At 76.1% G+C, this 25,646-nt stretch carries 22 protein-coding genes; 8 read left to right on the top strand and 14 right to left on the bottom strand.

Annotation, left to right across the window (positions count from 1 at the left end):
- Window positions 1–79: 79 nt before the first annotated feature.
- Complete coding sequence (locus tag OO57_RS23110; protein WP_033254523.1) at window positions 80–580, bottom strand: peptidylprolyl isomerase; 501 nt, start codon at window positions 578–580, stop codon at window positions 80–82.
- A gap of 130 nt (window positions 581–710) precedes the next feature.
- Here OO57_RS23110 and OO57_RS23105 point away from each other — a divergent pair, with 130 nt between their 5' ends.
- Window positions 711–1,196, top strand: coding sequence for a hypothetical protein (locus OO57_RS23105; RefSeq protein WP_033254522.1), 486 nt, complete (start codon window positions 711–713; stop codon window positions 1,194–1,196).
- A gap of 113 nt (window positions 1,197–1,309) precedes the next feature.
- On the opposite strand, the gene OO57_RS23100 is transcribed toward OO57_RS23105, so the two are convergent.
- The 3 genes from OO57_RS23100 to OO57_RS23090 form a co-directional block, all read right to left on the bottom strand.
- Complete coding sequence (locus tag OO57_RS23100; RefSeq protein WP_033254544.1) at window positions 1,310–3,382, bottom strand: TerD family protein; 2,073 nt, start codon at window positions 3,380–3,382, stop codon at window positions 1,310–1,312.
- A gap of 645 nt (window positions 3,383–4,027) precedes the next feature.
- The gene (locus OO57_RS23095; protein ID WP_324606794.1) at window positions 4,028–5,062 is read right to left on the bottom strand and encodes a zinc-dependent alcohol dehydrogenase family protein; all 1,035 of its coding nucleotides are present in this window, start codon (window positions 5,060–5,062) and stop codon (window positions 4,028–4,030) included.
- Window positions 5,059–5,445: a nuclear transport factor 2 family protein gene (locus OO57_RS23090; protein ID WP_033254521.1), complete on the bottom strand. Its 387-nt coding sequence runs from the start codon at window positions 5,443–5,445 to the stop codon at window positions 5,059–5,061. Before OO57_RS23090 ends, OO57_RS23095 begins: the two co-directional genes overlap by 4 nt.
- A gap of 97 nt (window positions 5,446–5,542) precedes the next feature.
- Between OO57_RS23090 and OO57_RS23085 the strand changes: the two genes are divergently transcribed.
- A complete protein-coding gene (locus tag OO57_RS23085) occupies window positions 5,543–6,121 on the top strand; it encodes a TetR/AcrR family transcriptional regulator (RefSeq protein ID WP_033254520.1) in 579 nt (192 codons plus the stop codon).
- A 30-nt stretch (window positions 6,122–6,151) separates the two neighbouring features.
- On the opposite strand, the gene OO57_RS23080 is transcribed toward OO57_RS23085, so the two are convergent.
- The gene (locus OO57_RS23080; protein WP_033254519.1) at window positions 6,152–6,784 is read right to left on the bottom strand and encodes an AAA family ATPase; all 633 of its coding nucleotides are present in this window, start codon (window positions 6,782–6,784) and stop codon (window positions 6,152–6,154) included.
- Between the two features lie 63 nt (window positions 6,785–6,847).
- On the opposite strand from OO57_RS23080, the gene OO57_RS45880 reads away from it, so the two are divergent.
- A complete protein-coding gene (locus OO57_RS45880) occupies window positions 6,848–8,089 on the top strand; it encodes a hypothetical protein (protein WP_063737623.1) in 1,242 nt (413 codons plus the stop codon).
- Between the two features lie 30 nt (window positions 8,090–8,119).
- The gene (locus OO57_RS23070) at window positions 8,120–8,782 is read left to right on the top strand and encodes a response regulator transcription factor (RefSeq protein ID WP_033254518.1); all 663 of its coding nucleotides are present in this window, start codon (window positions 8,120–8,122) and stop codon (window positions 8,780–8,782) included.
- A gap of 90 nt (window positions 8,783–8,872) precedes the next feature.
- Here OO57_RS23070 and OO57_RS23065 read toward each other — a convergent pair whose 3' ends face one another.
- From OO57_RS23065 to OO57_RS23055, 3 genes are all read right to left on the bottom strand, one after another.
- Window positions 8,873–10,126: a sensor histidine kinase gene (locus tag OO57_RS23065; protein ID WP_051778120.1), complete on the bottom strand. Its 1,254-nt coding sequence runs from the start codon at window positions 10,124–10,126 to the stop codon at window positions 8,873–8,875.
- Window positions 10,127–10,213: 87 nt separating this feature from the next.
- Entirely contained in the window at window positions 10,214–11,593 is a 1,380-nt protein-coding gene (locus OO57_RS46895) for an FtsX-like permease family protein (protein ID WP_033254516.1), read from the bottom strand.
- Window positions 11,590–12,420: an ABC transporter ATP-binding protein gene (locus OO57_RS23055; RefSeq protein WP_081973893.1), complete on the bottom strand. Its 831-nt coding sequence runs from the start codon at window positions 12,418–12,420 to the stop codon at window positions 11,590–11,592. Before OO57_RS23055 ends, OO57_RS46895 begins: the two co-directional genes overlap by 4 nt.
- Before the next feature lie 224 nt (window positions 12,421–12,644).
- Here OO57_RS23055 and OO57_RS23050 point away from each other — a divergent pair, with 224 nt between their 5' ends.
- Window positions 12,645–14,960, top strand: coding sequence for an FdhF/YdeP family oxidoreductase (locus OO57_RS23050; RefSeq protein ID WP_106974079.1), 2,316 nt, complete (start codon window positions 12,645–12,647; stop codon window positions 14,958–14,960).
- Here OO57_RS23050 and OO57_RS23045 read toward each other — a convergent pair.
- On the bottom strand, window positions 14,914–15,234 hold the full coding sequence (locus OO57_RS23045) for a hypothetical protein (RefSeq protein ID WP_033254514.1): 321 nt from the start codon (window positions 15,232–15,234) through the stop codon (window positions 14,914–14,916). The genes OO57_RS23050 and OO57_RS23045 overlap by 47 nt on opposite strands.
- A gap of 374 nt (window positions 15,235–15,608) precedes the next feature.
- Between OO57_RS23045 and OO57_RS46890 the strand changes: the two genes are divergently transcribed.
- Window positions 15,609–18,083: an ATP-binding protein gene (locus OO57_RS46890; RefSeq protein WP_051778119.1), complete on the top strand. Its 2,475-nt coding sequence runs from the start codon at window positions 15,609–15,611 to the stop codon at window positions 18,081–18,083.
- A gap of 228 nt (window positions 18,084–18,311) precedes the next feature.
- Window positions 18,312–19,445 carry a phytanoyl-CoA dioxygenase family protein gene (locus tag OO57_RS23035; protein WP_033254513.1) on the top strand — a complete coding sequence of 378 codons (1,134 nt, stop codon included), beginning with the start codon at window positions 18,312–18,314 and terminating at the stop codon, window positions 19,443–19,445.
- A 33-nt stretch (window positions 19,446–19,478) separates the two neighbouring features.
- Here the strand turns inward: OO57_RS23035 and OO57_RS23030 are convergent, their stop codons facing one another.
- From OO57_RS23030 to OO57_RS23010, 5 genes are all read right to left on the bottom strand, one after another.
- Window positions 19,479–20,456, bottom strand: a complete 978-nt coding sequence (locus OO57_RS23030; protein WP_033254512.1) for an LLM class flavin-dependent oxidoreductase — start codon at window positions 20,454–20,456, stop codon at window positions 19,479–19,481.
- A 132-nt stretch (window positions 20,457–20,588) separates the two neighbouring features.
- Complete coding sequence (locus OO57_RS23025) at window positions 20,589–21,824, bottom strand: MFS transporter (protein WP_051778118.1); 1,236 nt, start codon at window positions 21,822–21,824, stop codon at window positions 20,589–20,591.
- A 158-nt stretch (window positions 21,825–21,982) separates the two neighbouring features.
- The gene (locus tag OO57_RS23020; protein ID WP_033254511.1) at window positions 21,983–22,759 is read right to left on the bottom strand and encodes a hypothetical protein; all 777 of its coding nucleotides are present in this window, start codon (window positions 22,757–22,759) and stop codon (window positions 21,983–21,985) included.
- Entirely contained in the window at window positions 22,743–23,969 is a 1,227-nt protein-coding gene (locus tag OO57_RS23015; RefSeq protein WP_033254510.1) for a hypothetical protein, read from the bottom strand. Before OO57_RS23015 ends, OO57_RS23020 begins: the two co-directional genes overlap by 17 nt.
- Window positions 23,970–24,036: 67 nt before the next feature.
- Window positions 24,037–25,023, bottom strand: a complete 987-nt coding sequence (locus OO57_RS23010) for a LacI family DNA-binding transcriptional regulator (RefSeq protein ID WP_033254509.1) — start codon at window positions 25,021–25,023, stop codon at window positions 24,037–24,039.
- Window positions 25,024–25,245: 222 nt separating this feature from the next.
- On the opposite strand from OO57_RS23010, the gene OO57_RS23005 reads away from it, so the two are divergent.
- Complete coding sequence (locus tag OO57_RS23005; protein ID WP_033254508.1) at window positions 25,246–25,539, top strand: hypothetical protein; 294 nt, start codon at window positions 25,246–25,248, stop codon at window positions 25,537–25,539.
- Window positions 25,540–25,646: the final 107 nt, after the last annotated feature.

The raw sequence follows: 25,646 nt of genomic DNA, 5'->3' as shown, positions 1-25,646 counted from the left end.
CCGCGTCCCCTGCCCCGTCCCCGCTCCCCCGGGGGCGGGGCAGTGCGCTGCGTTGCGGCGTTGCGGCGTCGCGGCGTCGCTACTCGACGACCTCGGCGCTGACCAGCAGCACGTCCTCCTTGGGGACGTCCGCGTGGCCGCCCTTGGAGGCGGTGGGCACCGACTTGATCTCGTCCACCACCTCCCGGCCCTCGACGACCTCGCCGAACACGGCGTAGCCCCAGCCCGGGCCGCTCTTCGCGGTGTGGTCGAGGAAGGCGTTGTCGGCGACGTTGACGAAGAACTGCGCGGTGGCCGAGTGCGGGTCCGCGGTGCGGGCCATCGCCACGGTGTAGCGGAGGTTCTTCAGGCCGTTGTCGGCCTCGTTCTGGATCGGGGCGCGGGTCTCCTTGCGGCGCAGGCCCGGCTCCATGCCGCCGCCCTGCACCATGAAGCCGTCGATGACCCGGTGGAAGACGGTGCCGCTGTAGAAGCCGTCCTGGACGTACTGCAGGAAGTTCGCGACCGTCGCCGGGGCCTTCTCGGCGTCCAGCCGGATCACGATGTCGCCGTGATTGGTGCTCAGTTTGACCTTGGACAAGGCAACCTCACTGTCTGTCTGTTGCTGTCTGCTCACTGTCCGGTGCGCCGGCGTGAAGATCTTCGCCGTCCATTGTGGCAGTTACCGTCCCGCAACCCGTTCCGCGACCCCGCCGGGCTACCCTCGCCCCGTGCCCGACCACTACCCGTACCGCGTCCTGACCCCCGCCGGCGGCCCGACCCTCCTGTGGCGCCTCGGCGAGAACGACGAACCCGACGCCTTCCTCACCGGCCCGGACGGTTCCCTGCTGCGCTTCCCCGACCCGGCCGCGGCCGAGGCCCACTGCCTGCGCCACGGGCTGGACTTCTTCTGGGGCGCCGGGAACACCCTCGACCTGGCCGCCGCCCGCCACTGGACCGAAGCCCCCCACCTGGAGCCGCCCGCGAGCTGCCGGCTCCTGCTCGACACCTGGAACTTCTTCACCGACCTGCCCGGCGCCCTGCCCCCCGAGGGCCCCGTGCACGACGGCGCCTACGACAAGCTGTTCGGCGGCACGGCGCTCCACCCGACCTCCGACCCCGCGTCCTGGACGGCCGCCGAGACCGCCGCCGTCCGCGCCCTGTTCACCGCGGGCTTCGCCCGCTGGGACCGCCTCACCGGGGCCGCTCCGCACTGAGCCCGCCCGGCCGCGGTCCTCACCGGTCGGACCGGCAGCTCCCTTCCCGGGGAGGGGAGGCGCCGACCCGGCCCGTCCGTTCCGCTCGACGGGCGGGCCCGCCGGGCCCCCGGTCAGCCCGACTTGGGCGCGGCGGCCGGGCGGCCTCGCCGGGCAGGCGGTTCGAGGTGCGCGACCACGCTGCTGTGGAAGCGCTGGACGGCGCCGTCCACGGTGCGGATGAAGCCGGTCTCGGCGTTGCCCCTGGTGCTGCCGACGCTCTTGACCAGGGTGAGCCGGAAGCCCGTGATCCTGGCGGTGCCGCCCTTCGGGAGCAGGTCGCCCGGTTCGGGCCGCAGGCGCTCCAGGGTGCCCCGGGGCCCGGGGCCCGCGCCGTCCGTGAGGGTCTCCACGTGCAGGTCGGCCGGTGCCGTCGCGAGCTGGCGGATCAGCCGCTTCGCCCAGCTCAGCGGGTAGCCCTCCTCGGGCGCCGGGTACTCGACCGAGGTGCGCAGTTTGCCGAGCTTCAGGTCGGCGACCACGGACACGTTCCCGATCGTGTCCTCGATCCGGATCTCGGCGCACAGGCGGCCGTCCTCGCAGAGCTGCTCGGCGAGCGCGGCCCGGCGCGCCCCGACTTCTTCGCCCCGCCGTGCGCGCTGGACCGGGACGACCTTCACCCCGAGCTCGCCGCCGAGTCGGAGGCACACCTGGCGCACGAGCTTCTCCCAGCTCTCGACGACCTGCACGGCCCGTTCGTCGCCGCGGCACAGCGTCTCGTCGTCGATGCCGTTGCGGACGGGCACCCAGGCTGCGCCCATGTTCTGGAAGCCGTGGCACCCGGAGTTCTCGTGCTGCAGGTAGTGCAGGAGTTCCTGGAGCAGCCAGGCGTGCGCCGGATTGGCGACTCCCTCGTGGCGGATCAGCATCTGTGCCTGGTAGGTGACTTCGGCCCAGGAGAGGTGCCAGAGGCCGACCTTGTGCTTGCGTCGGCCGTCGACCTTCACGGGGACGATCGGGTGACCGTCGAGCGCGACGTCGTTGGAGAGGGTGATCACCGCCTCGTAGCCGCGTCGGGCGGCGATGTCCATGTAGTCCTGGACCTGTTGGGCGCGCAGCGGGTTGCCGTTGGTCTTGCTCTCGACCAGGGCGGTCCACCGCTTGCCCGCGCGTTCCACCCGGATGACGCCGTCGGGCCGGCGCGGGGTTTCGCCGTGCGGCAGGACGACCTCGGTGAAGGTCTCCATCCGGCCGGCCGGGGCGCCGAAGCCCGCGGTGAGGCGGCGGCCCAGCTCCGGCACCTGGGCCATCACCGACAGCAGGACCGAGGTGGCCCGCACCTCCCGTTCCCGGTCGCTCTTGAGGGTGGTCGCGGGGAAGAGCCGTGCACCGTGCCAGGCGTCGTTCTCGGCCAGCGAGGGCTTGGGCACGGCCGGGAGGGTCACCTTCTTCCTGGCCGTCCGGACGCGGCGGGGGGCGGCGGCGGTCGGTGCGGCCGCGGGGGTCGGCGGCGCGGCGGGGAGGGGCCCGTCCGCACCGGTCTTCGACGTCGGGACGGGTGCGGCGGCCCGGTCGGGCGCATCGGCCCCGGGCGCGGTCGGCGCCGTCGGCCGTGCGCCGCCCTCGACGCCCTCGCCGCCCTCGACGCCCTCACCGCCTTCAACGCCCTCGTCGTCCTCGACGTCGATGCCGTAGTCCGTGGCCAGCCCGGCGAGGCCGCTGTCGTAGCCCTGGCCGATGGCCCGGAACTTCCACTCCCCGGCCCGGCGGTAGATCTCGCCGAAGACGAACGCGCTCTCGGACCGGGCGTCCGTGATGGAGAAGCCGAGCAGCCGCTCACCGCTGCTGTCGTCGAGGGTGAGCCGGATCCCCTCGAAGTGCCCGAACGGCTGGCGCAGGTGGCGGCTGGCCGCGACGACGAGCCGGTCCACCTGCGGGGGGAGCACCGCCAGGTCGACCCTGATCCGGTCCTCGCTCCCGCTCTCGGTCAGGGTCTGGCCCAGCAGTTCGACGCTCCCGTCGGCCGCCGCCGGGTGGTTGTAGAAGTAGAAGTCCTCGTCGTCGCGCACCTTGCCGTCGGGGCCGAGGAGCAGGACCGACACGTCGGCCTCGCCCTCCCCGGTGGGGCTGGTCCAACTCAGACCGATGACGTAGGAGCCGCTGTCCCCACCGAGCTCCGCAAGCCCGATGTTCGCTCCCTTGGCCATCTCGTGCACGCAGTTCTCCCACCAGAAGAAGGGGCCGCCGCCTCACCGGGGACCGCGGTCGGCCGGATCCGTTCCGTCGCTGGCGGGCCGCCAGCGTGGTCGGATCATAGCCCTGAGTGAACGACCTGCGAAGATGATCGTAAGAACCCGTCACACCTGTGACGGATCGGGGGCGACGCCCCGTCTCCGCCGCACGCGGCTCCCGGTGGTGCTTCGTGGCGTCGGGCGGTCCTCGCCGCGGGTGGGCGTCTTCGGGGTGTGCGGCCGGGCTTCGGCCGCCGTGGCCCGGCCGCACTGCGGGGCGTCGGGGGAGCGGGCGAACTGCCACCCCGCCGCTGCCGACACGGCGCCGGACCTGCCGGACGCCGTCGCGGGGTGGCGGCTTGCGGCCCCGGCTGCCCGCCCCACGCGGGCGGGGCGGGCAGCCGGGGCACCCTGGTGGTCGTGGAACCCCCGGAGGAGGGGCCCGAAGGCCGTCGAGGTCGTGCGGGTGGGCGACGACCCGCGCGTCTGCGGCGGGGGGCGGCGCGGCCGTCGCGTGCGGTCCGGCCGTCCGCTGCCCGGAGCGCAGCATCCGGGGTCCGCCGGTCCGCTCCGCGTACGGGCGCACGGTCCACGTACGGGCGCGCGGCGGCGGAACGGCCCTCAGGCCGCGGGGGGCGGCAGTTCGATCACCACCTTGCCGAAGGCCGCGCCGGAGGCGTAGTGCCGGAAGGCGTCCACGGCCTGCGCGAAGGGGAGGACCCGGTCGACGACCGGGCGGATCCGGTGCTGCTCGACGACCTCGTTGAGCTCGCGGAACTGCGCGCGGCTGCCGACCGCGACCGGCCGCAGGACCGCGCCGGAGGCGAAGAGCCGCCGGGCGTCGATCGGCGGGGCGGTCTCCGCGAGGAAGCCGACCATCGCGACGTGCCCGCCGAGGGCGACGGCGCGCACCGATTCGTCGAGCCGGCCGACCACGTCGACCACCCGGTCCGCGCCGGTGCCTCCGGTGGCCTCGCGGACGGCGGCGGGCCAGTCCGGTTCGGCGCGGCGGTCGACCACCCGGTCCGCGCCGAGCGCGGCCAGCCGCGCGGTCTTGGCCGGTCCGCCGGTGGTGGCGACCACCCGGGCGCCGAGCGCCCGGGCGAGTTGCAGGGCGAACAGCGACACCCCGCCCGAGCCCTGGGTGACCACGGTCTGGCCGGGGCGCAGCCCGCCGTCGCCGGTCAGCGCGTTCCACGCGGTCACGGCGACGCAGGGCAGGGTCGCCGCCTCGGCGTACGAGAGGTGCGCGGGCACCGGGACGAGTGCGTGCTCGTCGAGCAGCGCGTACTCGGTGAGCAGCCCGTCCAGCGTGCCGCCGAGCTGCGGCAGGTGCTGCGGGCCGAACGGGCCGTCCTGCCAGCTGGGGAAGAGCGACGCCATCACCCGGTCGCCGACCTGGACGGTGCGGACGCCGGGCCCGAGCGCGACGACCTCGCCCGCGCCCTCCGCGACGGGGACGACGTCGGGGCGGACGGGGAGCACGTACCGGCCGCCGAGGACCAGCAGGTCGCGGTAGCTGGGCGAGACGGCCCGGACCGCGACCAGCACCTGGCCCGGCCCGGGCACGGGGACGGGGTGCTCGCGCAGGGTGAGGCCGTCGATGCCGGCGCCGCTGTCGACGTGGTAGCTGCGCATCCGCGCGGGGGCGTTCACGCGGCGTCCGTGGCGAGCGGGAGTTCGCCGGTCTTGGTGAAGCCGAGGGCTTCGACGATCCGGCCGTCGGCGATCCGCATCAGGTTGACGCCGCTGACATGGCCGTGCGGGCCGGTGCCGAAGTGGTAGCGCCAGCGGATGGTGGCCCGCTCCCCCGCCACCACGACCTCGCCGGGTTCGAAGCGGGTGGTGCGGTCGGCGGCGAGCGTCCGCCAGAAGTCGAGGCAGTCGGCGCGGCCGGTGACCCGGGTGCCGTCGGGCGCGGGCCGGACGGACTCCATCACGCAGTCCTCGGCGACCAGGTCGTCGAGCAGGTCGGGGTCGTGGCGGACGAAGGCGAGGTTGAAGCGGTCGATCACGTCCGTGGTGGTGCGAGGTGACACGGGGGCTCCTCGTAGATAGAACAGTCGGTCTATCGCTGTCGGCCGTGAATATATAGACCGGTTGATCTACCGGTCAACCGCTGGCACCCTGGACCCCATGAGCACCCGCACCGAACCCGGCCCCCGCCAGCGCCTCCTCGACGCCGCCCAGGAGTTGACGTACCGGCACGGCATGGGCGTCGGCGTGGACGCACTGCTCAAGGGCGCGAACGTCGCCCGCCGCTCGCTGTACGAGCACTTCGGCGGCAAGGACGGCCTGATCACCGAGGTGCTGCGGCGCAGCGCCGCCGAGGACGAAGCCCGCTACCGGCAGACCATGGACGCCGCGGGCCCCGATCCGCGCACCCGGCTGCTGGCCGTCTTCGACCGGATCGGCGAGATCGTCGCCCGGGACGACTACCGCGGCTGCCGCTACCTCGCCGCCGACCTCGCCCTCGCCGACCCCGGACACCCCGGCCACGCCGTCACCCGCGAGTACCGCGAGCACGTCACCGCCCTGTTCACCGCCGAGCTCACCCGCCTCGGCCACCCCCGCCCCGCCGCCGCCGCCGCCCAGCTCCTCCTCCTCGTCGACGGCGCCCTCGCCGCCGGCGCGACCCGCCCCGCGACCGACCCGGCGGCCGCCGCCCGCGAACTCGCCGAGCAGGTCATCGGACAGGCGCCCGGCGCCCGCTGAAGGCTGCTGCCGGAAGCGGCGGCAGCGGCCCTAGTCGAAGCGGATGTGGCGGACCTTCACCGCGGCCCGGCGCAGGCCTGCCCGCAGGGGGGAGTCGGTGTCGGGGCGCAGGTGCAGGCCCGCGAGGTCGGCGATGCGATCGGCGGTCTGGCGGATGCTCAGGTGGTCGGTGGTGAGGTGGGTGGCGAAGGCGGGGGCGGCGAGCCGGGTGAGGCAGTCGTCGAGGCGGGAGACGGCGAAGCTCTCGCGCGGGGCCGGGGCGGCGAGCCCGGCGAGGCGGCGCAGGCGGTGGACGGGGGCGCGTTCGGCGAGGCGGTGCAGCACGGTGGCGCGGTCGGCGAGCAGGGTGAAGTGCCGTACGTCGTGGTCGAGTTCGCGGAGCCGTCCGACGGTTTCGGTGAAGTGGCCGGGGTCGGTGACGGTCATCGGGACGATCACCGGTCCGGGGTGTTCGCGGGCGGCGAGGTCGAGGACCTCGACGGTGCCGCGGCGCCAGGCGGGCAGGTCCTGGAAGTCGCCGCGCAGGTCGGGCGGGAGCATCCGGCGCAGGCCGAAGCCGAGGTGCTCGGGGTCGCAGATCGCGGCGCCGGGCAGGCGGCGGGCCAGGTGGTGGGCGGTCTGGGTCTTGCCGCCGCCGAACGGTCCGTTGATCCAGATCAGCACGGTGCGCCATCGTACGCGCGACCCCCGGCGCCAAGTGCCTTGACCGGTCCGTAGGGTGGGCGGATGGACGAGGAGCCCCGGCAGGTGTTCGCGAACCGTTTCCCCGGACCGACCGGGCCGGTCGACCCCTGCGGCTGCGTGCGGCAGCGCCGGGTGCGTTTCCACGGCGAGCGGCAGGACGTCACGGCGCCGGGCTGGCTGCGGCTGCTGGAGCTGGTCGCGGAGGCGGCGGCGGACGGCCGGGAGGAGTTCGCGCCGCTGGAGGAGCTGACGGCGGAGCAGCGGCGCCAGGTGGTGACGCTCCCGGCGGCCGTCGGCGCGCTGACGCGGGTGCGGCACCTGCGGCTGTACCGGTCGAACCTGGTGCGGATCCCGCCGGAGATCGGCGGGATGCGGGCGCTGGAGGAGTTCACGCCGTACACCTCGTACCGGCTGCACTGGTTCCCGTACGAGCTGGCGCGGCTGCCGCTGCTGCGGCGCAGCACCGTCAGCACCCGGGCGCTGTACGGGAACGTGAAGACGCGGCCGCCGTTCCCGGTGCTGGCCGAGCCGGTGGGCGGGGGTGGGGCCGGGGCGCTGGACCCGGCGGTGTGGGGGGTGGAGTCGGTCGGGGCGTGCTCGGTGTGCGACGGGCCGGTGGCGGGGACGGCGGGGTTGCACCAGGCGTGGATCTCGCTGCACACCTCGGGGGCGGACGTGCTGCCGCTACTGGTGAACGCCTGCTCGCCGGGGTGCCTGGCCTCGCTGCCGTCCCCGCCGGAGGGTTACCTGCCGGGGCCGCACCGCGGCCGGGGCGTGGGCGGGCTGTTGGCGACGGCGGAGCTGGAGCTGTTCGCGGACCGCTTCCGGCTGCGCGTACAGGACGGGGGCGCGGACGAGGACCTCGGCGCGGCGTGGACGGAGCGGGCGGTGACGGACGGGCTGGCGCCGGGGCGGCGGGCGCTGGGCATCGGCACCGCGGGCAACGCGGACGTCGCGGTGTCGGTGCAGGTCTTCGACGCCCCGCAGCCCGCCGACCACGCCCGGTTCGACCACGTGGTGGAGGCGACGGTCGAGGTTCCCTCGGGCCGGGTGGCCGTCCTGGGCTGGACCGATCGCCTCCAGGAGGCTGACCGCTTCGAGGTGCCGCCCGGCCTGGTGCGGGTGCGCGTCTCGCGCTCGAACCTGGCGGCCGCCGCGGGCAACGACCCGGGCGCGGAGGACTTCGACGAGCAGGTGCTGGAGCGGGTGCGGATCCAGCTGTGGCCGGTCACGGCGGACGAGGGACCGCGGGTGGTCGAGCGCTGGGCGCCGCCGGTGGGCTGACGGCCCCTCGGGCCGGGCCACAATGGGGGGATGACGGAGGAACGGCTGCGGGTGGTGCTGGCCGAGGACTCGGCGGTGCTCCGGGACGGCATGGCGGAGTTGCTGGCGGTGCGCGGCTGCGAGGTGGTCGCGGCGGTCGCCACCGCGGAGGATCTGCTGACGGCGGTCGCGGAGCACCGCCCGCAGGTCGCGGTGGTGGACGTGCGGATGCCGCCGACCCACACCGACGAGGGCATCCGGGCGGCGCTGCGGATCCGGGCGGCGCACCCGGGGGCCGGGGTGCTGGTGTTCTCCCAGCACCTGGAGACCTCCTGGGCGGCCCGGCTGCTGGCGGGCGGCGCGGCCGGGGTCGGCTACCTGCTGAAGGAACGGGTGGCCCGCACCTCGGAGTTCGTGGACGCCCTGCACCGGGTCGCCGCGGGCGGCACCGCGCTGGACCCGGAGGTGGTCGGGCACCTGATGCGGGCCCGCCGCCGCAGCGCGGTCGACGCGCTGACCTCCCGCGAACGGGAGGTGCTGGCGCTGATGGCGGAGGGCCGGTCGAACCGGGCGGTGGCCGAGCGCCTGTCGGTGTCGGAGCGCGCGGTGGAGAAGCACGTGGCGTCGGTGTTCACGAAGTTCGGGCTGCTCGCCTCCCCGGCGGACAACCGGCGGGTGCTGGCGGTGCTGGCGTACCTGGCCGAGTCGGCCTGACCACCTGACTGCCCGACGACCCGACGGCCCCCGACGGCCCGGCGACCCCCGACGGCCCGGCGGCCGGTCGGCTGCTGCGGCGGTCCGCGGTCACAGCCGGGCGGGCAGTTCGGCGGTGACGGTGGTGGGGCCGCCGGGCGGGCTGTCGATCCGCAGGCGGCCGTCGACGGCGGCGAGGCGCTCGGCCAGTCCGGCGAGGCCGGTGCCGTTCCCCGGGCCGGCGGTGGCGCCCCCGCGGCCGTCGTCCCGGACGGTCAGGCGGACCAGTTCGCCGGTGCCGGTGGTGGTGGCGACCGGTTCGACGGTGAGTTCGGCGGTGCGGGCGGCGCTGTGCCGGGTGACGTTGGTGAGCAGCTCGGCGGCGCAGTACCAGAGGGTCTGCTCGACCGCCTCGTCCGGGCCCCGCGGGAGGTCGAGACGGAGGGTGACGGGGACGGCGCAGCCCGCGGCGAGCGCGGGCAGGGCCTCGGCGAGTCCGCCGTCGAGGCCGGTGGGCCGCAGGCCGCGGGTGAGGACGCGCAGTTCGGCGATGGTGTCGTCGGTCTGGTTGCGGGCCCGGCCGACCAGGGTGCGCAGCCGCATCGGGTCGAGGTGCGGGTCCGCGAGGACGTCGTCGGCGAGGGAGAGGGTGATGGCGACGGCGACCAGGCGGGCCTGGGTGCCGTCGTGCAGGTCGCGTTCGAGGCGGCGGAGCCGGTCGCTCCCGGCGCTGAGCAGGGTGTGGCGGGCGGCCTCCAGGTCGCGGACCCGCTGCTGGGTGCGGGCCGGTCCGAGCAGTTGGCGGGCGAGCCGCCGGTCGGCCTCGGCGAGCAGCCGGACGGCGGGTGCGGTGGCCGCGAGCACGGTCAGGCCCAGCAGCGGGGCGAGCAGGTCGAGGGGTCCGGCGGGGTGCGGCCCGTCCTCCAGCAGCCGCAGCCACAGCGGGAAGCCGAGCAGCCAGAGGCAGCCGAGCGGCAGCAGGGCGACGGCCGCGGCCGTCAGCCCCAGCGGCAGCCGCAGCAGCAGGTAACCGAGGGCGCGCCAGGCCACCGCGTCGGTGAGCGCCGTGCGGATCGCGGCGACCGCCCCCGGTGGCCGCACCACGCGCCCGGGGTCGGGCACTTCGGCGCCCAGCAGCAGCCGGACGAGTCGGCGGTGCGGCCGCCCCAGCGCCCTGGCCCCGGTCAGGGCGGTCGCCACCACGGGCAGCCCGACCACGGTCAGCGACAGCAGCGCCCCGGCGTACAGCGCGGCCAGTGCGTACGCCCCGCCGAGCAGCGCCGGTGCCAGCCCCAGCACCGCGAACCCCCACTCCCCGGGCCGCACCGTCCACCACCACCACCGCCGCCGTACCGTCCCGCCCACTGCCGCCGTCCTTCCGTTCGTCCTGCCGTCGGCGTCGACTGCCGGACGCCGGGCACCACCTTGCCCCGTGCGCCGCGGCACCGGTGCTCACCCGGTTCCGCCTCCCGCCGCCCCCACCGCCGAGCCCCGCAGGGCGACGGCCGCGGTGGCGAGGGTGGTGGGCACGGTGAGCAGGAGGGCCGTGGCGGCGGTGCGGGCGCAGGTGGCGAGGGGGACGACGGGGAGCGGGGTGCCGAGGACGGCGGTGCTGAAGGCGGTGGTGGTGGCGGCGGTGACCAGGCTACCGAGGAGCAGGCCGACGGCGCAGGTGAGGGCGGCTTCGACGGCGACGGTGCGGAGCACTTGCGGACGGGTGGCGCCGACGAGCCGTAGCAGGGCGAGTTCGCGGCGGCGTTCGGCGGTCAGCCCGATCAGGGTGGTGAGGGTGGCGACGGCGCCGAAGGCGGTGAGGAGGCCGAGTTCGGCCTGGCGCAGCCAGATGTCGGTGGCGGAGGTGGCCCCGCCTCCTGCGCCCGTGCCGCGGGCGGCGTGCCGGGCGGTGGCCGTCATGGTGGCCATGGTGGTGGAGAGCCCGGTGAGCAGGGCGACGGGGACGACGGCGGCGGCGAGGCGGACGGCGTGGCCGCGTTGGTTGGCGTCGGCGAGCCAGCCGGTGCCGGGTGCGAGGGCGCGGGCGGCGGCGCCGAGCAGGGCGGCGGGGGGCCGGGCGAGCAGGGGGCCGGCGAGGGCGACGGCGGTCAGCAGGGTCAGGGTCGCGAGCAGGGCGGCCTGTGCCGATTTGTCGACTTCATCGGCGGGTCGGGTCGCGGCGAGGCGCAGCAGCAGGACGCCGCCGGTGAGGGCGGCCGCCGCCGCGGTGAGGCGGAGCGGTCCGGGGCTGGGCGTGGCGCCGGTGCTGCCGGTAAGGGCGGCGGCGGGGGCGGGCCGGGTGATCCGGTGGGCGGCGGCGCTCGCGGCGGCGCTCGCGAGCAGCAGGGTGACGGCGGTGGCGGCGAGCGCGGCGGGGAGGGTGCCGGTGGTCCGGGCCTGAGGTGCGGCCAGGGCGTGGTGCTGCAGGCCGGCGAGGAAGGCGCGGGCCCCGGCGCTGCCGAGCAGGGCCCCGGGGGCGGCGACGGCCAGGACGACCAGGGCGCTCTGGGTGCGCAGCAGCCGGCGGACCTGCCGGGGCGTGGCCGCGACGGTGCGCAGCAGGGCGAGGTCGCGGTACTGGTGGCGCAGGGCGAAGCCGAGGGTGTGCAGGGCGACGAAGAACGCCACCAGGACGGTGATCTCCCCGAACGCCCCGACGATCAGCAGCACCCCGGGACCGCCGACGGCCTGCCGCTGCGCCGCGGTGACGCCGCGTTCGGCGCCGAGCAGTGTGCCGAGGGCGGTGACGGCGGCGACGGCGAGCAGCAGGGCCACGGCGAGGCCGGTGAACCCGGCGGGCCTGCACCGCAGTTGTCCCCAGGCGAGTGCGGTGGTCATCGTCCGTCCGCTCCGTCCGTCTCGTGAGCCGGTCCTGCGTGGGCGCCGTCCGCGTGGGCGCCGCACGCGTGCGTCCTGTCCGGGGGCGTCCTGTCCACGAGGGCGAGCGCGTGGGCGACCCGGTCGGCCGTGGGGTGGTGGAGTTCGTCGACCAGGCGGCCGTCGGCGAGCAGCAGGACGCGGTCGGCGTACGCGGCGGCGGCCGGGTCGTGGGTGACCATGACGCAGGTCCGTCCGTCGTGGTCGACGCCTTCGCGCAGCAGGGCGAGGACCTCCCGGCCGGTGGTGCGGTCGAGGGCGCCGGTGGGCTCGTCCGCGAACAGCACGCGGGGGCGGGAGAGCAGGGCCCGGGCGATGGCGACCCGCTGCTGCTGGCCGCCGGAGAGGGTGGCGGGGCGTTTGCGCGCGCAGTCGGCCAGGCCGACCCTGGCCAGGGCCTCGTGGACCTGCCGCCGGTCGGGGCGGTGTCCGGCGAGGCGGCCGGGGAGTTCGACGTTCTGGGCGGCGGTCATGGCGGGCATCAGGTTGAAGGCCTGGAAGACGAATCCGACGTTCTCCCGCCGCAGTGCGGCGAGGCGGCGTTCGGGGAGGGCGCCGATCTCGGTGTCGCCCCACCGGACGGTGCCGCGGTCGGGGCGGTCCATTCCGGCGAGGCAGTGCAGCAGTGTGGTCTTGCCGGATCCGGAGGGTCCCATCACGGCGGTGAAGGTGCCCGCCGCGAACCGGGCGCTGACTCCGCGCAGCGCCGCCACGGCCCGGGGGCCGCGCCCGTACTGCCGGTGCAGGTCGTCGGCCCGGGCGGCGGTGTCGATCGTTTCCTCGTCCATGTCCATGCCTTCATCGTGGCCGGGGCGGGGCGGGGGTCTCGATGGTGCCACCGCCCGTCTTCGGGGTTCGGGAAACCGCCCTGTCCCGGCCCGGACCGGGGCCGTCCGCCCGGCGCGGCGGTGGGGCGCGGGCGGGCCCGCGGTGGGCACGATGGGGGTTCCGTTGCCGTGAGGAGTGCCCGAGAGCCGGGAGGCGTGCCGTGACCGCTGCCGAGGAACCACAGGTGGAGCCGAGTGTGGGGGCGGAGCCGTCGGCGCCGCCGTCGTTCGAACCGTACCGGCATCCGGCCGCGGGGTGGGGTGCCGCGAGGAGCGTGGCGAAGGTGGTGGCCGCGACCGGGGAGTGGCTGGACGGTCCGCGGGCGGTGCTGAGGATGAACCACGAGGACGGCGGGTTCGACTGCCCGGGGTGCGCCTGGCCGGACGACTACAAGGGCCTGCACCTGGACATCTGCGAGAACGGGATCAAGCACGTCACCTGGGAGATGACGGGCAAGCGGGTGGGCCGGGAGTTCTTCGCGGCGCACACCGTCTCCGAGCTGTCGGAGTGGAGCGACTTCGCACTGGAGGACCAGGGCCGGCTGACCGAGCCGATGGTCTACGACCCGGACACCGACCGGTACGTCCCGATCGACTGGCAGCGCGCCTTCGACCTGTTCGGCGAGGTGGTGCGCGGCCTGGACGCCCCGGACGAGGCCGCGTTCTACACCTCGGGACGGCTGGGCAACGAGGCGACGTTCCTGTACCAGCTGATGGCCCGTGAACTGGGCACCAACAACCTCCCCGACTGCTCGAACATGTGCCACGAGGCGTCGGGGCGGGCGCTGACGGCCTCGCTCGGGACGGGCAAGGGGACGGCCGACCTGCGCGACTGGGAGGCCGCGGACGCGCTGTTCGTCCTGGGCGTGAACGCGGCGTCCAACGCGCCGCGGATGCTGACGGCGCTGGCCGACGCGACCCGGCGCGGCGCGCAGGTGGTGCACGTCAACCCGCTGGTGGAGGCGGCGGCGACCCGCACCATCGTGCCGCACGAGTTCGGGAACATGGCGCTGGGGCGGGCGACGTCCACCAGTTCCCTCAACCTGCAGGTGCGGATCGGCGGCGACATGGCGCTGCTGCGGGGGATCGCGAAGGCGGTGCTGGAGCAGTCGGCGCACGACCCGAAGGCGCTGGACGAGGACTTCGTCGAGCGGTACACCACCGGGTTCGCGGCGTACCGGGAGCTGGTGGAGAAGACGCCCTGGGAGGAGCTGGAGCGGCAGAGCGGCCTGAGCCGGCCCCAGCTGCTGGCGGCGGCCCGGGTGTACCGGGAGGCGGACCGGTCGATCTTCTCCTGGTGCCTGGGCGTGACCCAGCACGAGCACGGGGTGGACACCGTGCGGGAGATCGTCAACGTGCTGCTGCTGCGCGGCAACCTGGGCCGGGAGGGCACCGGGCCGTCGCCGGTGCGCGGGCACTCCAACGTGCAGGGCAACCGGACCTGCGGGATCGACCACCGTCCGGCGCCGGAGTTCCTGGACCGGCTCTCGCAGGTCTGCGGGATCGACGCGCCGCGCGCGCACGGGCTGGACACCGTCGGGGTGATCCACGCGATGGCGCGCGGCGAGGTGAAGGTGTTCGTCGGGATGGGCGGCAACTTCGCGATGGCCGCGCCGGACACCGCCTACACGCACGGGGCGCTGCGCCGCTGCGAGTTGACGGTGCACGTGTCGACGAAGCTGAACCGCAGCCACCTGGTGCACGGGCGGCGGGCGCTGATCCTGCCCTGCCTGGGCCGCACCGAGCAGGACCGGCAGCGCGGCGGCGTGCAGGCCTCCTCGGTGGAGGACTCGATGAGCATGGTGCACCTGTCGGTGGGGATGCGGAAGAAGCCCGCCTCCCGGCAGCTGCTCTCCGAACCGGCGATCATCGCGGGCCTGGCCCGGGCCGCACTGCCGGGCAGCGGCACGCCCTGGGAGTGGTACGTCGAGGACTACGACCGGATCCGCGACACCATGGCGAAGGTGCTGGACGGCTTCGAGGACTTCAACCGGCGGGTGCGCCTGCCGCTGGGCTTCCGGATCCGGCAGCCCGCCCGCGAGCTGGTGTTCCTGACGCCGTCGGGGCGGGCCGAGTTCTCCGCCGCGCCGCTGCCGGACGTACTGCCCGAGCCGGGGACGCTGGTGCTGGGCACGATGCGCTCGCACGACCAGTGGAACACCACGATCTACTCGGACGACGACCGCTACCGGGGCGTGAAGAACCTGCGCACCCTGGTGTTCATGAACCGCCAGGACATGCGCGAGCGCCACCTCGCCGAGTTCGACCCGGTCGACGTCACCGCCACCGCCCGCGACGGCTCCACCCGCTCGCTGCACGGCTACCTCGCCGTCCCGTACGACCTGCCCCGGGGCTGCGCGGCGGGCTACATGCCGGAGATGAACGTGCTGTGCGCGATCGACGACCACAGCGCGCAGAGCGACCAGCCGATCATGAAGCACCTCAAGGTGACGGTCACGGCCGCCGCCACCACCGCCGACGGCGCCGACGCCCGCGCCTGAGCGGGCCGGGGAGGCTGCCGCGGCCGCGGGCGTGCGGGCTGAGGACGGGCCGGAAGCCGTCGGGCGCGTCGACCGGGACGGTCCGGTCGGCCTGCGCCCGCAGTTCCACGTGCGCCTGGTACGAGGTGGCGCGCATCGCCTCCTCGTACCCGGCCAGGGCGCCGCGCAGTGCGGACGCGCCGGTACCGCCGCGTCGGCGCAGCGCCCGCCCGGCGTACCCGAGCGCGGTCAGCACCGTGCCCAGCACGCCCAGCACGATCAGGTAGGGCACCACCGCTGCGCTCCGTCCTCCGCCCGGTCCTCCGCCCGGCACCGGTCCAACGGACGGGTGCCCGCGGTGGTGCCCGCGGCGGGGCGCGCGGCGGGGCGCGGGATGGTGCCCGCGGCGGGGCGCGGGGTGGGGCGGTTCTCCCGGGGCATCACGCTCCGCTGGCCTGGTCGGTTCCGGTGGACGGCCGGTCCGCCGCTTCCCTGACGGCGGATAGGCTGGCGCGACGGCGTGCTGCGGAGCCGGGCACCGCCCCCATCCTTCGGGTTCGCACGGGGAGGCGGCAAGGTGTTGCCCGTTGACAGGGGCGGCTGGCAACACCTCGGGCACCGCGCGCCGCCGGGCAGTGACAGTGCGTCAGGAAGTGGGGGCCGGGGCCGGTGAGGTTCGGCGAGCGGCTGCGGGCGTTGCGGGAGGAGCGCGGGGTGTCCCTCGCGGAGCTGGCCCGGGCGACCAGTTACAGCAAGAGCTACCTGAGCCGGGTGGAGACCGGGCGGCGGCCCGGCAACGAGCTGCTGGCCGCGGCCTGCGCCCGGGCGCTGGGCGTCGCCCCCGAACGGCTGGGCCCGCCGGACCCGCCGAAGGCCCCGGCCGCCGTCGACAGCGTCGGCAGCCCCGGCACCCCCGGCACCCCCGGCACCCCCGGCAACCCCGGCACCCCCGGCAACCCCGGCAACCCCGGCTCCCCCGAGGCCGCTCCCCCGCCGCCGACCGCCGTGCCGCCCGCCGCGCCGCTCGCCGTGCCCGTGCAGCTGCCGCCCGCGCCGGGCGTGTTCGCGGGCCGCGAGGCGGCGCTCGCCGAGCTGGACGGGGCGCTGTCCCCGGCCCGGCCGCGCTGGGGCGAGGTCGGGCCGCGGGTGTGGGTGCTGGACGGGATGGGCGGGGTCGGCAAGACCGCGCTGGCGGTGCAGTGGGCGCACCGGGTCCGCGACCGGTTCCCGGACGGGGTGCTGTTCAGCGACCTGGCGGGGCACGGCAGTTCGGGGGCCCCGCGGGAGCCGGGCGAGGTGCTGGACGGCTTCCTGCGGGCGCTGGGCGCGGACGCGGGGACGATCCCGCCGCGGGTGCCGGAGCGCAGCGCGCTGCTGCGCACGCTGCTGGCCGAGCGGCGGGTGCTGCTGGTGCTGGACAACGCGGCGGCGCCCGCCCAGGTGCGTCCGCTGCTGCCGGGCGCGCCGGGGTGCGTGGTGCTGGTGACCAGCCGGACCAGGATGGCCGGGCTGGTGGTGCGGGAGGGGGCGCGGCGGGTGACGCTGGCCCCGCTGCCGGAGGAGCGGGCGGTGGAGCTGCTGCGCCGCACCCTGGGACCGGAGCGGGTGGACGCGGACCCGGCGGCGGCGGGTGAGCTGGTGCGCCGCTGCGGGCGCCTGCCGCTGGCGCTGCTGGTGGCGGCCGAACGGGCGCTGTCGCGGCCGGGCCTGACGCTGACCCGGGTCAACGAGGAGCTGCGTTCGGACCGCACCCGGCTGCACGTGCTGGCCGCGGCGGACGACGGCGACTCGGCGCTGCGGACGGTGTTCTCCTGGTCGTACCGGGCGCTGGCCCCGGAGCCGGCCCGCGCCTTCCGGCTGCTGGCGCTGCACCCGGGCGCGGCGCTGACCGCGGAGACCGCGGCGGCGCTGCTGGGCACCACGGCGGGCAACGCGCACGAGCTGCTGGACGTGCTGGCGGACGTCCACCTGCTGGAGCTGGAGGCGCCGGAGCGGTTCCGCTTCCACTCGCTGCTGCAGGTGTACGGGCGGGAGCTGGCGGAGAGCCAGGACTCCCCGCGGGACCGGGCGGCGGCGCTGGACCGGCTGTACGACTGGTACCGGCAGGGCGCGGACGCGGCCGGTCGGCTGCTGGAGCCGGGGGGCCGTCCGGCGGGGGCGGCGCCGCTGCCGGGGGTGCGGCCGCCGGTGTTCGGGGCGGCCGGGGACGCGGTGGCCTGGTGCGAGGCGCACCTGGCGGACCTGCTGTCGCTGATCCGGCACGCGGCGCTGGCGGGGCGGCCGCCCGCGGCCTGGCAGCTGCCGTTCGCGCTGTGGTCGTTCTTCCACCGGCAGCAGCACCGGGCGGAGTGGTTGAACGCGGCCCGGATAGCCGTCGCGGCGGCGACCGACAGCACCGATCCGCGGGCCCTGACGGTGTCGCTGGCCCTGCTGGGCACGGCCCAGTTGCACGCGGGGCGGCCGGTGGAGGCGGAGATCCACCTGCGGCGGGCGCTGGAGCGCTGCGCGGACGGCGGGGCGGAGCCGGAGAGCGAGTGCGCGGCGCGCAACCACCTGGCCGAGCTGATCCTGCGTCAGGGGCGGGCCGCGGAGGCCCTGGAGCTGCTGGGGCCCGCCCTGCCGCTGGCCCGGGCGACGGGGCAGCGCCGGGCGGAGCGGGTGACCCTGACCAACCTGGGGGACGCCTCGCTGCGGCTGGGACGGCTGGCCGACGCGGAGCGCTTCCTGCTGGAGGGGCTGTCGCTGCGCTCGACCGGGCCGGACCCGCGCACCGAGGGCTTGGCCCTGCTGCACCTGGGCGCCGTGCACCGGGCGTTCGGGCGGCTGCCGCAGGCGGTCGGCTGCCTGCGCCGGGCCCTGGAGCTGCACCGCGCCTCCGGTGACCGGTGGGCCCGGGGGCGGGCCCTGGAGCAGCTCGGGCACGCGCTGGTCGCGCTGGGGCGGCCGGAGGAGGCCGTCCCGCTGTGGCACGAGGCGCTGGCCCTGCTGGCGGACGAGGTGGCGCCCGCGGCACCCGCGGGAACCGCCGCGCCAGCCGTGCCAACCGCGCCAGCCGTGCCGGCGGCGCCCGGTCTGCTGGAGCTGCCGGGGTCGGAGGTCTCCCGTCGTCCCCGGTTCCGTCTCCGACCGTCCGCCGAGTCGTGACCCCAACGAGCTTGACGCGCGGCCTCCCTGGTTACCGGTCAGGAACTTGACAACACCTTTGGTCTGAACCAATCTGGCGATCGGAGCGACCGCGGCGCACTCCCCACGCCGCCCTTCCCCGTCGCCCGCGTCCCTGCCCTGCCGGGCCCGCTGCCGTGTTCGCGGGCCGCCGCCGGGGCGCCCGGCACCCCGCCCACCTCCCGCACGCTCCCCGGAGGGGATTTCCCCATGCTGTTCGCACCGTCCCGCCCCGCCCGCCTGTACCGGGCCGCGAGCGACCGCCCGTACTTCAGCACCGACGGCGAGTCCTACCTCGCCCAGCACACCCTGCGCGAGCTCGCCAAGTCCCGCCCGCTGCGGGTGCTCTCCGCGCAGGACTTCGCGCACTGGCAGACCCACGGCTACGTGGTCGTCCGCGAGGCGGTGCCCGCCGAGCACGCCCGCCGGATGCTCGACTTCGCCTGGGAGTTCCAGGGCCTGGACCCGAACGACCCGGCGGGCTGGTTCACCGACCGGCCGTTCCGCTCCGACCTGGACCGGGAACTGCACGTCCACGGCTTCGTCGAGGCGTACCACCACCAGTTGCAGTGGGACAGCCGGCAGAACCAGCGGGTCTACGACGCCTTCGTGGACGTCTGGGACTGCGAGGAGCTGTGGGTCACCCTGGACCGGCTCAACCTCAACCCGCCCAACCGCGGCAGCCGGGACCGGGCCCTGCTCGGCCCCGCCGACCGCGGATCCGTCGACCGCGGATCCGTCGACCGCGGGCCCGCGGGCCCCGGCCGGGCCGACCGCGCCGCCGGGGTCGAGCTGCACTGGGACGTCGACACCTCGCTGGGCGTGCCGCCGCAGCGGGTGCAGGGCCTCATCGCGCTCAACGAGACCGCGCCCGACACCGGCGGCTTCCACTGCAGCCCGGAGCTGTTCCGCCGGTTCGAGCCGTGGCGGCTCGCCCAGCCCGCCGACCGCGACCCGCTGCGTCCCGCCGTCGACGGGGCCGAGTTCCCGGTGGTCCGCCCCGAGCTGCACCCCGGCGACCTGCTGATCTGGAACGGGCTGCTGGCGCACGGCGTCGCCCGCAACCTCTCCGAGCGGGGCGTGCGCGCCGTGCAGTACCTGTCGATGGCGCCCGCCCTGGAGGAGCACGAGCGGCTGCGCGAGTCCCGCGTCGACTCCTGGCGCCACCTGCGCACCCCGCGCCGGAACCGGGCCCCGGTCGGCGAGCCGGTGCTGGACGAGTCCAAGCGCTACCCGACCGCGCGGCTCACCGAGCTCGGCAGCAGGCTGCTCGGCCTCAGCTCGTGGTACGAGCCGCTCGAACCGGCCCTCTCCTGGGCCGACCGGTGCACCGCTCCGGCCTGACCCGCCGGACCGCCGCGCTCCTCCGGACCGCGGTCAGGCCCGGCCGGGCAGGGCGAGGGCCAGCGACTTGAGGGCGCCCAGCGGGTCGGGCCCGGCGGGGGCGAGGACGACGCAGGTGGCCCCGGCCGCGTGGCGGGCGGCGATCGCGGCGCGGGCCTGGTCGGGCGTGCCGGTGACGGCGAGGGCGCGGACCCACTCGGCGGGCATGCTGCGGGCGAACTGCGCGCCGTCGGCGCAGGCGGCCCGGTGGGCGCGGAACTCGGCGGCGAACGGGAGCGGGTCGATGTGCGGCGCCCAGTCGGGTTCGCCGATCGCGGCCAGCCCGGCCCGGACGCGTGCGACGGCGGCCTCGCCGTCCTCGTCCACGGCGGCGACGTCGTACGTGACCACCTCGGCGCCGGTGCGGCCGAGGTGGCGCAGCGAGGCGGCGACGTAGGCGGGGGCGGCGGGTTCGGCGAGCAGCAGGCCGTCGGCGACCTGCCCGGCCAGGGCCTGCGACCTGGGGCCGCGCACGCCCAGCAGCACGGGCGGCACCACCTCGGGGGTCTCGGTCAGCCGTACGCCGTGGCAGCGCACGTAGCGTCCGTCGGCGGGGCCGTCCTGGCCGCGCAGCAGGGCGCGCAGCGCGCTGGCGTACTCGCGCAGCAGGGTGAGCGGGCTGGCGGGCCAGGCGCCGCCCGCCTGCTCCATCCACTCGCGCATGCCGTGGCCGACGCCCGCGGTGAGGCGGCCGGGGTGGAGCTGGGCGAGGGTGGCGAGTTCCATCGCGGCGAAGCAGGCGTTGCGGGCCCCGGCGGGGAGGATGCCGAGGCCGACGGTGATCCGCCCGGTGGCGGCGAGCACGCTGGCGGCCTGGGCGATGCCGCCGCGCCAGCCGAGGTCCTCGACCACCCACAGCTCGTCGAAGCCGAGCTCCTCGGCGCGGCGCGCGTACGGGAGGACCTGGTGCACTGGCAGGTCGCGGGGCAGCATCACGCCGACCCGGCCGGGCAGTTCGGTGGTCTCGGTCACGGGGTCGCTCCTTCGGGGTCGCACGGGCCTCCCGCACGAGGGCCCGGACGCTCATAAGATCATCGACCGTCCGGTCCCGTCGAGGGCCTGCCGCGTCGACGCCCCGTCAGCCCGCCCCGTCAGCCCGCCGCGTCAGCCCGTCGCGGCCGCCGTCCCCGCGGGCTCGGACCCCGCGGGCCCGGCCCCCACCGGCTGGTCGGCGACGGCGACGGCGGCCGCGGCCGGGGTGCGCCGGTCGACCGACCAGGAGACGGCGGCGATCGCGAAGCCGAGCAGCGACAGGCCCGCGCCGACCAGCGAGGGCGAGGTCAGGCCGAACCCGGCGTCGATCGCCAGGCCGCCGAGCCAGGCGCCCGTCGCGTTGGCCAGGTTGAAGGCGCCCTGCACGGTCGCGGAGGCCAGCGTGGGGGCGGTGCGCGCCTTCTGGATCACCAGGGTCTGCACGGTCGGGACGGTGGCGAAGCCCGCCAGGCCGATCAGCACCACCGTCGCGGCGGCCGACCAGCGGTTGTGCGCGGTGAGCGCGAACAGTCCGAGCGCTCCGGCCATCGCCAGGAACGCCGCGCAGATCGACGGGCGCAGCGCCCGGTCGGCCGCGTAGCCGCCGATCACGTTGCCGATGGTCATGCCGACGCCGAACAGGGCGAGGACCAGGGTGACCGAGCCCTCGGCGAACCCGGCGACGTCGGTGAGGGTGGGGGTGATGTAGGTGTAGCAGGCGAACAGTCCGGCGCAGCCGAAGACCACGGTGGCCAGGGCCAGCCAGAGCTGCCCGCTGCGGAAGGTGGCGAGTTCGCTGCGCAGGCCCGCGCCGGGGTGGCTGGGCAGGTGCGGGACGAAGCGGGCGATGGCGGCGGCGCCGAGCAGGCCGATCGCCACCACGACGAGCATCGCGGCCCGCCAGCCCAGGTGCTGGCCGAGCAGGGTGGCGGCGGGCACGCCGAGGATGTTCGAGACCGTCAGCCCGGAGAACATCACCGACACGGCGCGGGCCCGCAGGTGCGGGGCGACCAGTTCGGCGGCGGCGACCGCCCCGGCGCCGAAGAACGCGCCGTGCGGCAGGCCGGTGATCAGCCGGGCCACCGCGAGGAAGGCGAAGTTCGGTGCGACGGCGCACAGCAGGTTCCCGAGGGTGAACAGCCCGGCGAGCCCGATCAGCACCGTCTTGCGCGGCAGCTTCGCGGCCACCGCGGTCAGCAGCGGCGCCCCGATCACCACGCCCAGCGCGTACAGCGAGATCAGCCAGCCGGTCTGCGGGATCGTCCGGTCCAGGCCGTGGGCGATCTGCGGGAGCAGCCCCATCGCGGAGAACTCGGTGGTGCCGATCGCGAACGCGGTGACGGCGAGGGCGACGAGCGCCAGTGGCATGCGGGTACTCCAGGCGGGGCGGGTTCAGCGGTCCGGGGGGCGGGTGCGACGGTCCGGGGGCGGGTCCGGCGGTGCACCGACCCGTGATGTCAACGTTGTCAGTGCCCGCCGAGTCTACCGACCCCGCGCCGTTCCTCCGCGGCGCGCCCACCTGGTGGTCAGTGCGGCGGCAGCAGGTCGCTCTCGCTGACGGTGTACGCCAGCGGCGGGTAGCCGAAGTCGCTCTCCGCGTTCTCGCGGCGCCGCAGCCGGTGGAACTCGCTCCGCTGCTCCTCGGTGGCGAGCGTCAACTCCCCCTGTCCGTCCGGGAGGTGGGGACGCCCGTCGCGGAATTCGAGCCGGGTCCGCGAGGTCCGGAAGGTCATCCCCAGCCACTCGTTGTCCACCGCCCGGGCGGGCGGGTCCAGCACGATCCGGTGCCGCAGCCGCCGGTTGGCCGCGACGGAGAACACCACGACGCCGTGGTGCGGCAGCGGCACCACCGACTCCTCGCCCCCGTCGTCCTCCTTCGCCCGGACGCGCAGGGTGCGCGGCAGCACCGCCGCGGAGTCCCGGTAGCAGGAGAAGACGGCGATCGACGAGCCCTCGGCCAGGTCGAGGGCGAGGTCGGAGTGGGCGCCCATCCGGGTGTAGGCGTTGGTGTAGACCTCGGCGAGGGCGTTGTCGAACGGGTCCGGCAGCGCGGCCCGTTCGCGGATCCGCTCCGCCAGCCACGCGTGCACCGGCCGGAAGCGCTGCGCCGGGTGCGCGTACCGGGCGGTGGTGCGCACCAGCGGCACGCGGCCCGCCGCGTCCGGCCGGACCAGCACGGCGCTGCGGCGGCCCCGGCCGGCCTCCTCCCAGCGGGTGGCCGCGGACAGCTCGGCGAACAGGTCGCGCCCGGTCGGCAGCCGGAGGGAGCGGACCTCCGCGGGGGGCTCAGGGGCGCGGGGCAAGGTAGTCCCCCTCGTTCAGGCTGAACGGGAACTCCGCGCCGTAGTCGACGAAGGAGGTGCTCCGGTTCTCCTCGGCGTACCGGCGGCGCAGCTCCTCCGTCCCGGCCTCGGTGGGCGGCCCGAGCTCGACCGGCCCGTCGGCGGTCTTGAGGTAGGTCCGGCCGTCCCGGTGGACGGCTTCGGCGTCCGAGCAGCGCACCACGTACCCGAGGCGGGTCGGGAGCAGGGCGGCGTCCAGCGCGGGGGGCCGGATCTCGTGGGTGTACAGGCGGTTGGTGGAGAGCGGCAGGAACAGCACGGAGCCGGGGTGCAGGGTCACCGTGAACCGGGCGGGCAGTGCGGTCGCGCCCGGCTCCACCGGCTGCTCCTTGCGGCGGAAGTGCAGCCCGGTCAGGGCGCTGACGCCGTTCGGGCCGCGGTCGTCGGGGTCCGCGGGCAGCGGCGGCAGGGCGTCGAGGCGGTGGTCGTAGAAGGTGCAGAAGGCCATCAGGCCGTTGGCGGGCATGTCCTTGGTCTTGTCGGCGTGCGCCGAGATCCTGGCCTTGGACTGCTTGCGCCCGGCGGTGGCGGGGGTGTTGTGGTAGATCTGCGCGAGGACGTGGTTCAGCGGCGCGTGGCCCCGCAGGACGGTCGCGGCCTCCCGGTTCAGGGCGTCGACGATGCGGGTGTCGGTGGCCCGGAAGCCCTCGGTGGGGCCGGAGAGGTTGGTGGAGCAGCGCAGCAGGCGGAAGTGCAGTTCGGCGCCGTCCGCGGTGACGGGCGTCAGGTAGATGCCGCTGCGGTGGGCCGTCCCGGGCTTGGTGGACTCGGTCAGGGACTGGAACGCGTGCTCGCCGCTGATCCGCCCGAAGTGGCCCTCGCCGGGGTCGAAGAACCGGCGGTAGTACACGCCGAGGGCGCCGCCGGGACCGTTCGGGCCATCGGGGCCCTCCGGACCGTCCGGGCCGCCGACGCGCCGCGGTGCCCGGCCCGGGTCGGCGAGCACCCGGGCGGCGGCGCGCAGCAGGGCCGGGTCGGTGGCGGCCGCGTCGGCGTGCAGGTGGACGGTCCGTCCGGTGAGGTCGACCGCGCCGGCGGCCAGTTCCTCCGGCGTGACCACGGTGCCGAAGAAGTCGCCGACCGCCGCGTCCTCCTCCCGCGCCCGCGGGGGCGCGACCAGGACGTGGCCGGTGTCGTCGAGGCGGGCCTCCGCCGGTCGTGTCGCGTACATCGCACTGCACCTGCCGTTCGCTGGTTCCGCTGGTTCCGCTGGTTCGGGGGTGCCCGGGCCGGCGGGCTCAGGTGGAGTCCCGCACCACCAGCTGCGGTTCGAAGACCACCGTCGGGCGCGCCACCGTCTCGCCGTTGATCCGGGCGATCAGCATCCGCGTCATCTCCCGGCCCATCTTCTCCAGCGGCTGGTGGACGGAGGTCAGCGGCGGGTCGGTGTGCGTGGCGATGGGCGAGTCGTCGAAGCCGACCACGGCCACGTCCTCGGGGACGCGGCGCCCCTGCTCCTTCAGGACCCGCATCGCGCCGATCGCCATGCTGTCCGAGGCCGCGAAGACGGCGTCGAGTTCCGGGTCGCGCCCGAGCAGTTCCTGCATCGCGTGCACCCCGGAGTCGGCGGAGAAGTCGCCGTGGGCGACCGGGCCCGCGGGCAGGCCTGCGTCGGCGAGCGCGTCGTGGAAGCCCTGGAGGCGCTGCAGACCGGCCCGGGTGTCCTGCGGGCCGGTGACGGTGGCGATCCGGCGGCGTCCCTGCTGGACGAGGTGGCGGACGGCGCGGCGGGCGCCGTCGCGGTTGTCCACGTCCACGCAGTAGGCCGGGTCGAAGCCGAGGGGCGCGCCGATGACCACGGTGGGGATGCCGCTCTCCTCGAGGTGGCGGGGCATCGGGTCGTTGCCGTGCAGCGAGGTCAGCAGGACGCCGTCGACGTGCTGGGCCGTCAGGTAGTGCATCAGCTGCTCCTCCTCGGGCCCCGACTGGGCGATGGCGAGCAGCAGTTGGAGCCCCGTCCCGGCGAGCCCGCGCTTGATGCCGCGGACCAGGACGGAGAAGTAGGGCTCGTCCCAGACCGTGTCCTCGGAGACGCCCATCACCAGCGCGACGGTGTCGGTGCGGCGCCGCACCAGCCCCCGGGCCAGGTTGTTGGGCACGTAGCCGAGCTCGCCGATCGCCCGGAGCACCGCCTCCCGCGCCTTGCTGCTGACGTTGTCCGCGCCGTTGACCACCCGGGAGGCGGTGCCGCGCCCGACGCCCGCGTGCGCGGCGACGGCCTCCAACGTCGGCCGTCTTCCCTCCCCCGGCCTGCTCTCCCCTGCCCTGCTCTCCCCTCCCCTGCTCTCTCCCGTCGACCGTCTGCTCTCCGCGCTCGACCGTCCGCCCTCCATGTTCCCGCCCCTCCGTACGAAGTCCCCTGCCGCGCCGCCGCCGTCCGTCCCGCGGAGCCCGGCGGCGCGCCCGAACCCGCAGGTTACCGCCCCGCGCCGTCACCGGGCCGGGCATTGCCCGGCTCCGCGGCTCCCGCCCGGGCCGGAGCGGCGACGGGCCCGGGCCCCGGCCGGGACGGGCCGGTCCGCGAGGGCTCGGTCCGGAACGCGGCGTTCCGGAACGGGGAGCGGGTCTGCTGGCCCGACGCGCCCGTCCTGCCCGGCGTCACCGTGCAGCTGCGGCGGGCCGCGCTGCCCGCCGTCGGCGTGCCGTGCTCCGTCCGTCCGCCGGCCGCTGCGGAGGAGGGTGCCGAACTGGCCGCGCTCCTCACCGCCGCCTGGTCGCACGTCCCCTGGGAGGCGCTCTGAGCGGGGCCTGCCGGGCGGCGCGTGCTCAGCCCGCCGACAGGGCCCGGATCCGGCGGACCTCGGCGGCGACGCCGTCGAGCTCGGGGGGCAGGACGGCGGGGGCGGCG

The sequence above is a fragment of the Kitasatospora phosalacinea genome, assembly GCF_000717185.1.
Classification (GTDB): Bacteria; Actinomycetota; Actinomycetes; order Streptomycetales; family Streptomycetaceae; genus Kitasatospora; species Kitasatospora phosalacinea_A.
The sequence above is the reverse complement of the archived record's forward strand: the minus strand, read 5'-3'. Positions and strand labels throughout refer to the sequence as shown.

What these genes read in the sequence shown, in the direction of transcription:
- OO57_RS23100 (WP_033254544.1), bottom strand. Translation starts at nt 3,382, where the DNA reads ATGGCCAAGGGAGCGAACATCGGGCTTGCGGAGCTCGGTGGGGACAGC.
- OO57_RS23085 (WP_033254520.1), top strand. Translation starts at nt 5,543, where the DNA reads ATGAGCACCCGCACCGAACCCGGCCCCCGCCAGCGCCTCCTCGACGCC.
- OO57_RS45880 (WP_063737623.1), top strand. Translation starts at nt 6,848, where the DNA reads ATGGACGAGGAGCCCCGGCAGGTGTTCGCGAACCGTTTCCCCGGACCG.
- OO57_RS23070 (WP_033254518.1), top strand. Translation starts at nt 8,120, where the DNA reads ATGACGGAGGAACGGCTGCGGGTGGTGCTGGCCGAGGACTCGGCGGTG.
- OO57_RS46895 (WP_033254516.1), bottom strand. Translation starts at nt 11,593, where the DNA reads ATGACCACCGCACTCGCCTGGGGACAACTGCGGTGCAGGCCCGCCGGG.
- OO57_RS23055 (WP_081973893.1), bottom strand. Translation starts at nt 12,420, where the DNA reads ATGGACGAGGAAACGATCGACACCGCCGCCCGGGCCGACGACCTGCAC.
- OO57_RS23035 (WP_033254513.1), top strand. Translation starts at nt 18,312, where the DNA reads ATGCTGTTCGCACCGTCCCGCCCCGCCCGCCTGTACCGGGCCGCGAGC.
- OO57_RS23025 (WP_051778118.1), bottom strand. Translation starts at nt 21,824, where the DNA reads ATGCCACTGGCGCTCGTCGCCCTCGCCGTCACCGCGTTCGCGATCGGC.
- OO57_RS23015 (WP_033254510.1), bottom strand. Translation starts at nt 23,969, where the DNA reads ATGTACGCGACACGACCGGCGGAGGCCCGCCTCGACGACACCGGCCAC.